Genomic DNA, 10,593 nt, shown 5'->3' with positions numbered 1-10,593 from the left:
CTTACGTGTAGGCAAGTTCTGTTAGACTTGTCGCCGAGTTGTCCCCCGGTTTGTGGGACTGCTTTACAATCACCAGATGGGGATTTAACGGATGAAACTGAAAAACACCTTGGGCTTGGCCATTGGTACTCTTATTGCGGCCACTTCTTTCGGCGCACTGGCACAAGGCCAAGGCGCAGTTGAAGGCCAGCTGTTCTACAAAAAGCAGTTCAACGATAGCGTCAAGCACATCGAAGACGGCTATAACCCTGGCGCAAGCATCGGTTACTTCTTGACCGACGACGTGTCGATCAACCTGAACTACGACACCACCAACCACACCCGTTCGAACGACGGTACTGGCAACCAGAAGATCAAAGGTGACACTGGCAGCGTGACTGCTCAGTACCACTTCGGTCAGGCCGGCGTTGATTCCCTGCGTCCATACGTAGAAGGTGGTTTCGGTCACCAGTCCCGTACCAACGTACAGGCTGACGGCCACAGCGGTCGCGACCAGTCGACCCTGGCTATCGCTGGCGCTGGTGTGAAGTACTACTTCACCAACAACCTGTTCGCCCGTGCTGGTGTTGAGTCTGACTACAACCTGGACAACGGCAAGTGGGATTACTCCGCACTGGTCGGCCTGGGTGTGAACTTCGGCGGCAACGCTGGCGCAGTTGCTCCAGCTCCTACCCCAGCACCAGCTCCAGAGCCAACTCCAGAGCCAGAAGCTCCAGTTGCTCAGGTTGTTCGTGTTGAGCTGGACGTCAAGTTCGACTTCGACAAGTCCGTTGTTAAGCCTAACAGCTACGGCGACGTGAAAAACCTGGCCGACTTCATGAAGCAGTACCCACAAACCACCACCGTGGTTGAAGGTCACACTGACTCCGTAGGTCCAGACGCTTACAACCAGAAGCTGTCCCAGCGTCGTGCTGACGCGGTCAAGCAAGTTCTGGTCAAAGACGGTATCGCTCCTAACCGCGTTAGCTCGGTTGGCTACGGTAAATCCCGTCCAGTTGCTGACAACGCAACTGAAGCAGGCCGTGCTATCAACCGTCGCGTAGAAGCCTCGGTAGAAGCTCAAGCTGCTCAGTAATTACTGAGTAGTCGAAAAAAGCCCGGCTTAGGCCGGGCTTTTTTTTGCCTGAAATTTACCTCAGGCTCGGTTCAGCTGTGAAAAAGCCAATACAAGAGCACCAGATTGATCAGCATCGAGATCAATCCAAGGGTGCGCCACACCTTCAACGGTTCACGTTCCAGCAACGGCTTGGGGCGGATGCTCAGCTCCTGACGATCTGCTTGTTCCAGCGCGAGCAACCATTCTTCTGCGGTTTCATAACGCTGTGCCGGTTGTGCGCCCACGGCCCGTTCCAGGCTGAGGGTCAACCAATCCGGCAAGTCAGGTCGGTAACGGCTTGCGCTGACAGGTTGGGTGAACCGGGGGCGCTGGAAAGCTTCGATTTCACCGTAGGGGTAGTGCCCTGTCAGTAGGTAGAAGAGGGTTACGCCGACGCTATACAAATCCTGTTGAGGTGTAGGAACGTCGCCATTGAACGCCTCAGGCGCAATAAAACTCGGCGTTCCCGGCAGCACGTGGGCACGGTCTTGCGAGAGGCCAGGGCAGTAGGCCAGGCCGAAATCCAGTACCCGCAGTTCGCCATCGTCCCCTAGCAGCAGGTTTTCCGGCTTGATATCGCGGTGCAGGATCTGCCGTCGATGCAGCATGCCCACCGCCCGCAGCAACCGCTCGGCAACCGACTGCCATTGCGCCAAGGGCAGGGCGCCTTGCTGCTGGAACAGCTCGGCGAGGGTTTTTCCGGGATATTCACGCATCACGTAGTACAAGTGCTGACGCCCGCTAGCGACGTGGACTTCAGGAAAGCCGCGGCCGGCAACCCGCCGTAAAAACCATTCTTCCGACAACAACGCCTGGCCGGCATCATGCTCATCGTCGCGGCTCAACGGCAGGGTTTTCAGCAGCCAAGGTTGCTGCTGGGCATCGCGTACCCGATACAGCAACGACTGGCGACTTTGCGCGTGCAAGGTTTCCACCTGCCAGCCTTCAAACTGTTGCCCGGCCTTCAAGAGAGGCGGCACTGGCCATTGCTGCAATTGCATCAGTGCGTCGCCGAGTGTGGCCGCCCCCAGGCTATCGATGCGCACCAGTAGGGCGCTGGCATTGTCCTGGCTGCCCGCCAGGTGTGCTGCATTCACCAGAGTGCTGACCGCCAGATCCAGATCCGCTTGTTCCCGCAAAATCGTCCGGATGCTGTGATCGCCCAGCGTTGCCCACACACCGTCGCTGAGTAGCAGGAAGCACTCACCTTCACGCAGCTGGCCATCCAGAAAATCTACCACCAGATGTTGATCCAGGCCGAGGGCGCGCTTGAGCACATGCTGCATGCCCGGTTGCTCCCACACGTGATCTTCGCTGATGCGCTGCAACTCGCCGTCCAGCCAGCGATACACGCGACAATCGCCGACATGGGCCAGGGTAAAGCGCTGGCCGCGAAACACCAGGGCACTGAGGGTGGTCAGCAAGGGCTGGCCGCCGCCATTGGCCTGCAACCAGCGATTTTGCGCCAGCAGCAGGCGCTCCAAGGCCTGGGCCACGCCCCAGGTTTGGGGGGTGGCGTAGTAGTCCAGTGCCAGTGCCTGCAAGGTCGCGCGGGCGGCAAGTCCGCCGTCGGCACACTGGCTGACGCCGTCAGCCATGGCGCACAGGTAGCCTTTGCTCGCCGCAAGATCCGCTACGGGCGTTACTACCCGCAGCGCGTCCTGGTTTTCGGCTCTGGGGCCGATAGCGCTGGCATGGGCGATGCTCAGTTGCAGGCTCATCAGACCCGTGCAGCCGTGACGGCAGCCGAGCCCCACGTGGTTCTCCAGCGACGCTTCACACCATGCAGGCCGAACCAGGCGAGTACACCCAGACTGGCAAATAACCACAAGGCCATTTGATAGCTGCCGGTGCTTTGCTTGATCGCGCCCATGCCTGCCGCCAGGGCGAAGCCGCCGATGCCACCGGCCATGCCGATCAGGCCGGTCATTACGCCGATTTCGCGACGGAAGCGTTGGGGTACCAATTGAAACACCGCGCCATTTCCTGCGCCGAGGCCGAGCATGGTGCAGACGAAAAGCGCCAGTGCCGCGTAGGAGCTTGGCAGGTTGAAACCGACTGCGGCGATGCATATTGCTGCCACGCTGTACATGCCCAGCAGGGTACGAATCCCGCCGAATCGGTCCGCCAGGGCCCCGCCCAGTGGGCGCATCAGGCTACCGCCGAACACGCAGGCGGCGGTGTAGTAGCCGGCGGTCACAGGGCTCAGGCCGTACTGGTCGTTGAAGTAGCCGGGCAGGGCACTTGCCAGGCCGATAAAGCCACCGAAGGTTACGCTGTAGAAAAACATGAACCACCAGCTGTCACGGTCGCCCAGAGCCTTGAAGTAGTCGGCCATGGATTTGGCTTTCGGCCGCTCAGGGGCGTTGCGGGCTAGCCAGGCGAAAACAATCAGGGTGAGTACCAGTGGAATCAATGCGAAGCCAAATACGTTGCTCCAGCCGAACGCCGCCGCCAGCACCGGTGCGAGCAGAGCGGCGAACACCGTGCCGGAGTTACCCGCCCCGGCTATCCCCATCGCCTTGCCTTGATGCTCGGCCGGATACCACTGCGACGCCAGTGGCAGTGCCACCGCAAAGGACGCTCCGGCCATACCGAGGAACACCCCCAGCAGCAATGCCTGTTCGTAGCTGTGGATCCCCAGTTTCCAGGCGCCGAACAATGCGGCGATGACAATCACCTGGCCAATCAGGCCAGCGGTCTTGGGCGACAATTTGTCCGCCAGCATGCCCATCAGGAAACGTAGTACCGCGCCCGCCAGAATCGGCGTCGCTACCACCAGGCCGCGCTGTTGTGTGGTCAGGTGCAAATCGGCGGCAATCTGCACGGCCAGCGGGCCCAGCAGGTACCAGACCATGAAGCTCAAGTCGAAATACAGGAACGCGGCAAACAGGGTCGGGGTGTGCCCGGATTTCCAGAAGCTTGATTTCATCACGCACCTCAACGATTGGGAGTGTTGTAAGAAGGCCAGGTGGTGGAACAGCCTGCTTGGGCTGCCCCACCCGCCCCGTGCTAGCAGGGCAAAAACGAAAAAACGCCGCCACCGGGTTCGCGAGGGCAAACCGGGTGTGCGACGTCTTTGTCGTGGAGGGGCAACCGCCGTTGGTTACCTATGGTTAACCTTTAGCAAGAGCTGAGCCAAATCAGCCGAGCAGCTCACTCATGGCGATGATCTGCTCCGCCACTTGGATCAGTTTCTGCTGCCGGCTCATGGCTTGGCGGCGCATCAGGGTGTAGGCCTCTTCCTCATTGCAGTGCTTCATTTTCATCAACATGCCCTTGGCCAGCTCAATGCGTTTGCGTTCGGCCAGTTGCTGGTCGCGTGCCTGCAACTGAGCGCGCAACGCCTGGTCGCTTTCGAAGCGGGCCATGGCCACGTCGAGAATCGGTTGCAGGCGCTGGGCCTGGATGCCTTCGACAATGTAGGCGCTGACACCGGACTTGATCGCCTGGCGCATCACGTTCGGGTCATGCTCATCGGTAAACATCACGATCGGCCGCGGCTGATCGCGGCTCACCAGCACCACTTGTTCCATCACGTCGCGGCCCGGTGACTCGGTATCGATCAGGATCACATCCGGGCGCACCGTTTCGACGCGTGCGGGCAGGTCGATGATCAGGCCGGACTCATCGATCACCTCAAATCCGGCTTCGATCAGCGCCGTTCGAAGACGGCCAACCTTGCGCGGGGTGTCGTTGATCAACAGGATTCGCAGCATATTGGGGCTCCTGTCAGCGCAAGGCTTGGCGGCTGACGTGATCGGCCATTGCGTGCAGGCGGAAGCTACGGGAGTAGCCAATCGGATCAGAGCCGTCCCAGACCTTGCCGTCGATCAACTGGCTGCTGCGCATGTCATCGAGGTTGGCCGCGACACCTACCGCCTCGGCGGCCTGGCGGTATAGCGCCAATTGTTGTACCTGGCGGGCAACGCCGAGGTAGTCCGGGTCTTCGCGCAGCAGGCCCCAGCGGCGGAACTGGGTCATGAACCACATGCCGTCGGAGAGGTACGGCAGGTTCACTTTGCCCTCGGCGAAAAATCGCAGGGCGTGGGGGTCTTGCCATTGGTTACCCAGGCCGTCTTCGTACGCCCCCAACAAACGGGGTTCGATGCAGTCGAGTGGGGCATCCAGGTACTCGCGGCCACTGAGCAGTTGCGCTGTGGAGCGGCGGTTTTCGGTGTTCTGTTCGATAAAACGGCTGGCCTCCAAAATTGCCATTACCAACACTCGGGCGGTATTGGGGTACTGGTCGACGAACGCTTGGGTGCAGCCGAGGACCTTTTCTGGATGATCCGGCCAGATGGCCTGGGTGGTCGCCAGGGTGAAGCCCTGGTTTTGCTTTACCGCACTGGCGCACCAGGGCTCGCCGACGCAAAAGCCATCGATGCGATCAGCCTGCAGGTGCGCAACCATTTGCGGCGGCGGTACCACCACGCTGTCCACATCTTGCAAAGGATGAATGCCTTGGCTCGCTAGCCAGTAATACAGCCACATGGCGTGGGTGCCGGTGGGAAATGTCTGCGCGAACGTCAGTTTTGTTCGGCTTTGGTGCACATGGCGATCCAGTGCCTCAGGAGTGACCACCCCTTGCTGTTGCAGGCCACGGGACAGGTTGATGCTCTGGCCGTTCTGGTTCAGCCCCATCAGCACCGCCATGTCGGTAGGCGCTACGCCGCCGATGCCCAGGTGAACGGCGTAGATCAGCCCATACAGGCTGTGGGCGGCATCCAGTTCGCCGCTGACCAGTTTGTCGCGCAGGTTGGCCCAGGAGGATTGGCGCTTGAGGTTCAGCGTCAGTCCGTAGGGTTGGGCGAACCCCTGGGTGGCGGCGACCACCAGCGAGGCGCAATCGCTCAAGGCCATGAAGCCCAAGTCCAGGCCGCTCTTTTCCGGGGCGTCACTGCCGTTGACCCAGGCCAGCGGGTCTTTTATCGGGCTGTTTCCGACCGCGTCGTTCATCAATACCTACCTTATTGCTCAAAAAAAAGCGCCGTTCCTTCAGATGGCGCTGTAGGCCACTGCAGGTAACGACGCCTTTGTCCGTAAGCCCGTTCCATCGTTGGCGCGTGCTCTGATGCAGAGAGCAAAGCAAGGCACATGCCACGGATAGACCGTCCTGGTCTGCCGTCAACTTTCCATCAAGATTGAAACGTCGCCGGCTTTCAGTATGGCCGCTTCTTTTCGCCAGGCCGCCAGGATACCCATGGTGTACGCAGATACTCCCAAGACGATGAGATGCCACTGGCTGTGCCGCTGGCTTGTGTGCGCCTTGTTGATGCTGGTCTGCGTTTCGGCGTGGGGGGAAACCTACCTGGCGCGGGATGAAAGCCTGCATACCTTTTTTACTGCGCTGTCGGTACCACTGGGGGTGCCCATCGTTGTCAGCCGGGCTGCGAGCCGTCAGCGTATTTCCGGGACCTACGACTTTGGCAAGGCCCAGCAGGTGCTGGAGGCAACGGCTCGGCAACATGACCTGATCTGGCATGGCGACGGGCAGGTGCTCTACCTCTATGAGTCGAGTGAAGCCAAAAGCTCGGCGGTGGCGCTGCGGCACATTACCGTCGAGAGGCTGCGTGAACTCATGCGTCGCTCAGGACTGGATGAGTCACGACATCCTTTGCGTGAGAGTGGGCAGAGAATGTTCTACCTGTCGGGGCCGCCCAACTATGTCGACCAGGTCTTGCGACTGGCACAAATGATGGATCGCAAGCGGGCTGAACTGCTCGTGGGCAAAGAGGCGTTCGGCGTAGTGCAGGTATTCAATACCCACGTGGCTGATCGTCAATACGCCATGGGCGATGACAAGGTCAATGTGCCGGGGATGGCATCGATGATCGACGCTCTGTTGGCCAATGAGCGCAAAGGGGGGGCGAAACGATCGCTTGGCGTGTTGGCTGACGAGGGCCTTTCGGTGATTCCCTACCCGGATACCAACAGTCTGTTGATCAAGGGCAAGCCTGGCCAAGTGAGCGTCTTGGAGCAGCTTGTCGCCAGGCTGGATGTGCCTAAGCGGCAACTGGAGGTTTCGCTGTGGATCGTGGACGTGGATACCGAAGAACTCAAGAAAATGGAGCTCGGCTGGCTTGACGAGGCCAATCCATCCATAGCTGCAACCCGGGTGCTGGAGCCGTTGGAAGACAGCCGGCTGATGGCAATGATCAGCACACTTGAGCGACGTCGGCGCGCGCGGGTGGTGGCGCTGCCGGTGATGCTAGGCCAGGAAAATGTCCCGCTCGTGTTTCACCACAACCAGACCTTTTACCTGCCAAGGCCTGGAGAGGAGACCGGCGAATGGCAGCCTGTGCGATATGGCACCCAGATCAGCGTGTTGCCCCGTTTTGTCCCTGGCAATGAAATCGAGATGTCGCTCACTGCTGTGGACGACCACCCTATCGACAGGGAGAAACGTCGCAAGCTTTCGGCGGTGGTGGGGAGCGCCGGCGTTAGCACTGTTATTCGTGTACCCCCAGGTCGGCGCTTGTGGATGGGGGGCTTTCAACGCGATGCCGAAACCGTGCCACGGGGCACGATGAGGGGCCCTCGTGGCGAGGTACGCCTGTTTGTGATCCAGTCACGGGGGGTAGGTGGCGAGCCAACGACACTCGCGGGTGCTGTGGCACCTCCACCATTGACCCAGGCTCAGTATGAGCGTGTTCAGCGTGCGTTTGTTCGTCCTGTTGCTAGCCCTCTCAATGAATAAGGCGTTTGTCCATGTTTCTGGAAGTTCTTCTACATGAGCAATGGGTCAGCCGCCGGCTCTTGTCGGGGTTTGCACCGGGCAAGGTGTTGCCACTCGCACGAGGGCTCAGTGACTGCGTGGAGGTACGGATCAACGGCAAGCTCTTGGCGCTTGGGGAATTGGTGCAGTTGGAAGATCGATTGGGGGTTGAGTTGCACGAGGTCTATCACGACGGTGTCGTTCTTTAATGCACATTAAGGAGCCGTCTTACGCACCGATTCCCAAAAGGCTTCGAATGTATGGGGTTTTTCCTAGCGTGGTTTCCTGCCCAGGTTTTTATAGTCACGACGTTGGCAGATTGGAGAGAGCAGGAAGCAAGGAGCCTCAATGTTGGTAATTGGATGCAGAGGTATATATGGCCGCCCTGAGTGATCGAATGATGACGGCTCCCTTGGTTTTTGCACGTTGGACCTTGCACGGTGATGGTCGATTGACCGCAGAGGGCATGGATATTCAGTTGCCTCCCAAGGAGTGGCAAGTGCTGCGATTGCTACTGGTATCCGGCGGTGCATTGATGACCAAGGATCGTTTGTTGGAGCGGGCGTGGCCTCATGGAGATGTTTCGGAAGAGTCACTGACCCGTTGTATCTATTCATTGCGCAAGCATCTCAAGGCTGACAAAGGGTTTATCAAGACCATTTATGGCCGGGGCTATCGCTTTACATGCTCGGTGAGCACCGAAGGGGATGACTCGCCACGGTCAGGGCAGGGGCGCTTGGCGCATATCTGTTCGGCCTGCGGCCAGGTCCGCCATGGTTAAGGGATTGGCTACATGCTTGTTGTGGGTGCTGCTGGTGTCGAGCAACAAGGCATTGGCTTACTGTTGGGAAGAGGTCGCGGCCCGCTACGACATCGAAGCGGAATTGCTGCAGGCCATTGCAGCTGTGGAGTCGGGGTATCACGCAGGGGCGATGAATTACAGCAACAGTAATGGCACGCGGGATATCGGCTTGATGCAGATCAACAGCATTCATTTGCCGGGCTTGCTCAAGCAGGGCGTTACCGAGGAGCGGCTACTCAGTGAGCCGTGTTTGTCGGTAGAGGTAGGCGCCTCGATTCTCGCCGGGTTCATCCAGCGTTTCGGCTACAACTGGACGGCTGTTGGTTCCTATAACGTGGGGCCAGGTCCAGGGCCGCAAAGGGAGACGTTACGCATGCAGTACGCACAGAAAATCTGGGCGCGTTATGAAGCGCTGGTGGCCCTTCGCTACTGACGATTGGGCGGGACGCCTCGCACGCAGCCCGTTCCCCCGGCTATAATCGGCGCCACCTTTCGCCGCCATCCGAGTCTAGCCCGCCCATGTATACCCTGGCCCGCCAGCTGTTGTTCAAACTCTCCCCGGAAACCTCCCACGATCTGTCCCTGGACCTGATCGGTGCCGGTGGCCGCCTGGGGCTCAATGGCCTGGTATGCAAGGCTCCGGCAAAAATGCCGGTATCGGTGATGGGGCTCGATTTCCCTAACCCGGTGGGGTTGGCGGCAGGCCTGGACAAGAATGGCGCGGCCATCGATGGCTTCTCGCAATTGGGTTTCGGCTTTGTCGAAATCGGCACCGTGACGCCGCGCCCGCAACCGGGCAACCCCAAGCCGCGCATCTTCCGTCTGCCCGAAGCCGAGGCGATCATCAATCGCATGGGCTTCAACAACCTGGGTGTCGATAACCTGCTGTCGCGGGTTCAAGCGGCGAAGTACAAAGGCATTCTCGGCATCAATATCGGCAAGAACTTCGATACGCCAGTAGAGCGGGCAGTGGACGACTACCTGATCTGCCTGGACAAGGTCTACGCACACGCCAGCTATGTCACCGTTAACGTCAGTTCGCCCAACACCCCGGGCCTGCGTAGCTTGCAGTTCGGTGATTCGCTCAAGCAACTGCTCGAAGCCTTGCGCCAGCGCCAGGAAGATCTGGCCGTACGCCATGGCAAACGCGTACCGCTGGCGATCAAGATTGCCCCGGACATGAGCGACGAAGAAACCGTACTGGTGGCCCAGGCCCTGGTGGATTCGGGTATGGACGCAGTGATCGCCACCAACACCACCCTCAGCCGTGTGGGTGTTGAAGGCTTGGCCCATGGTGACGAAGCGGGCGGCCTCTCGGGTGCACCGGTGCGCGAGCAGAGCACTCATATTGTCAAGGTACTGGCCGCTGAGCTGGCAGGACGCTTGCCGATCATCGCCGCAGGTGGCATCACCGAGGGCAAGCACGCGGCCGAGAAGATCGCCGCTGGCGCCAGCCTGGTGCAGTTGTATTCCGGTTTCATCTACAAGGGCCCGGCGTTGATTCGCCAGTCGGTAGACGCAATCGCGGCATTGCCAAAAGCCTGATAGCCGCCCATTAAAAAGGGCTCCATAAAGGAGCCCCCTGGGCCGAAGCCCGCCGTCCGGATAGGACGTGCGTGGTTAAGTCATTACACATTCAAAGGTGGTATGTCGGAATTAAGTGCCCTGATTAGCCGACGGCGTGAAGTTCGTTGAGTCTGTGGATGCCCGCAGTGCCAGTCATACCGTCCCAGTTGTCGCCGCGTCCTTCTCGCCAGCCGTTGATCCAGGCTTGGCGTACCGACGGTAGAGTAAATGGGCAAAGCTCACGGGATTTGCCATGAACGCCATATTGATATCCGCGTAAAAATGCTCTTTCCAACGGATCACGCTTAAGTCTTCTCATAGGGTGTTTCCCTCACTTGTTGACTGTCTTGATATCCTTCGGCCTCGTCTGAGGCCGGGCAGAGTTTTTCTGCCGTTGGTGGGCTCGCTGCC

General features: G+C 59.5%; 11 protein-coding genes. 6 read left to right on the top strand and 5 right to left on the bottom strand.

Annotated features, from left to right (window positions below; all coding sequences use genetic code 11):
• The first annotated feature begins 91 nt into the window (after positions 1-91).
• Entirely contained in the window at positions 92-1,075 is a 984-nt protein-coding gene (locus CFE47_RS30575; RefSeq protein ID WP_185703404.1) for an OmpA family protein, read from the top strand.
• A 71-nt stretch (positions 1,076-1,146) separates the two neighbouring features.
• On the opposite strand, the gene CFE47_RS30570 is transcribed toward CFE47_RS30575, so the two are convergent.
• The 4 genes from CFE47_RS30570 to CFE47_RS30555 all read right to left on the bottom strand — a co-directional run bounded on the left by CFE47_RS30570 (position 1,147) and on the right by CFE47_RS30555 (position 6,055).
• Positions 1,147-2,817 (bottom strand): bifunctional protein-serine/threonine kinase/phosphatase, encoded by a 1,671-nt coding sequence (locus CFE47_RS30570; protein WP_286842853.1) that lies wholly within the window; start codon positions 2,815-2,817, stop codon positions 1,147-1,149.
• Positions 2,817-4,028 (bottom strand): nitrate/nitrite transporter, encoded by a 1,212-nt coding sequence (locus CFE47_RS30565; protein WP_105697579.1) that lies wholly within the window; start codon positions 4,026-4,028, stop codon positions 2,817-2,819. The genes CFE47_RS30570 and CFE47_RS30565 overlap by 1 nt, the downstream gene beginning before the upstream one ends.
• Positions 4,029-4,239: 211 nt before the next feature.
• Complete coding sequence (locus CFE47_RS30560; RefSeq protein ID WP_185703408.1) at positions 4,240-4,815, bottom strand: ANTAR domain-containing response regulator; 576 nt, start codon at positions 4,813-4,815, stop codon at positions 4,240-4,242.
• Between the two features lie 13 nt (positions 4,816-4,828).
• Complete coding sequence (locus CFE47_RS30555; protein ID WP_286842848.1) at positions 4,829-6,055, bottom strand: CmpA/NrtA family ABC transporter substrate-binding protein; 1,227 nt, start codon at positions 6,053-6,055, stop codon at positions 4,829-4,831.
• Positions 6,056-6,326: 271 nt separating this feature from the next.
• Between CFE47_RS30555 and sctC the strand changes: the two genes are divergently transcribed.
• The 5 genes from sctC to CFE47_RS30530 all read left to right on the top strand — a co-directional run bounded on the left by sctC (position 6,327) and on the right by CFE47_RS30530 (position 10,161).
• On the top strand, positions 6,327-7,796 hold the full coding sequence (gene sctC, locus CFE47_RS30550) for a type III secretion system outer membrane ring subunit SctC (protein WP_286842856.1): 1,470 nt from the start codon (positions 6,327-6,329) through the stop codon (positions 7,794-7,796).
• Positions 7,797-7,807: 11 nt separating this feature from the next.
• Positions 7,808-8,023 carry a FliM/FliN family flagellar motor switch protein gene (locus CFE47_RS30545; RefSeq protein WP_286842845.1) on the top strand — a complete coding sequence of 72 codons (216 nt, stop codon included), beginning with the start codon at positions 7,808-7,810 and terminating at the stop codon, positions 8,021-8,023.
• Between the two features lie 167 nt (positions 8,024-8,190).
• Positions 8,191-8,595: a winged helix-turn-helix domain-containing protein gene (locus CFE47_RS30540; protein ID WP_286842843.1), complete on the top strand. Its 405-nt coding sequence runs from the start codon at positions 8,191-8,193 to the stop codon at positions 8,593-8,595.
• Entirely contained in the window at positions 8,588-9,049 is a 462-nt protein-coding gene (locus tag CFE47_RS30535) for a transglycosylase SLT domain-containing protein (protein ID WP_286842840.1), read from the top strand. Before CFE47_RS30540 ends, CFE47_RS30535 begins: the two co-directional genes overlap by 8 nt.
• 86 nt (positions 9,050-9,135) lie before the next feature.
• Positions 9,136-10,161 (top strand): quinone-dependent dihydroorotate dehydrogenase, encoded by a 1,026-nt coding sequence (locus CFE47_RS30530; protein WP_185703416.1) that lies wholly within the window; start codon positions 9,136-9,138, stop codon positions 10,159-10,161.
• 124 nt (positions 10,162-10,285) lie between these two features.
• Here the strand turns inward: CFE47_RS30530 and rmf are convergent, their stop codons facing one another.
• A complete protein-coding gene (gene rmf, locus CFE47_RS30525) occupies positions 10,286-10,501 on the bottom strand; it encodes a ribosome modulation factor (protein WP_002553055.1) in 216 nt (71 codons plus the stop codon).
• Positions 10,502-10,593 lie beyond the last annotated feature (92 nt).

The organism is Pseudomonas sp. PGPPP1 (assembly GCF_002255865.1).
In the GTDB taxonomy this organism is placed as follows: domain Bacteria; phylum Pseudomonadota; class Gammaproteobacteria; order Pseudomonadales; family Pseudomonadaceae; genus Aquipseudomonas; species Aquipseudomonas cremoris.
This window is presented reverse-complemented; position numbering and strand designations above follow the sequence as displayed.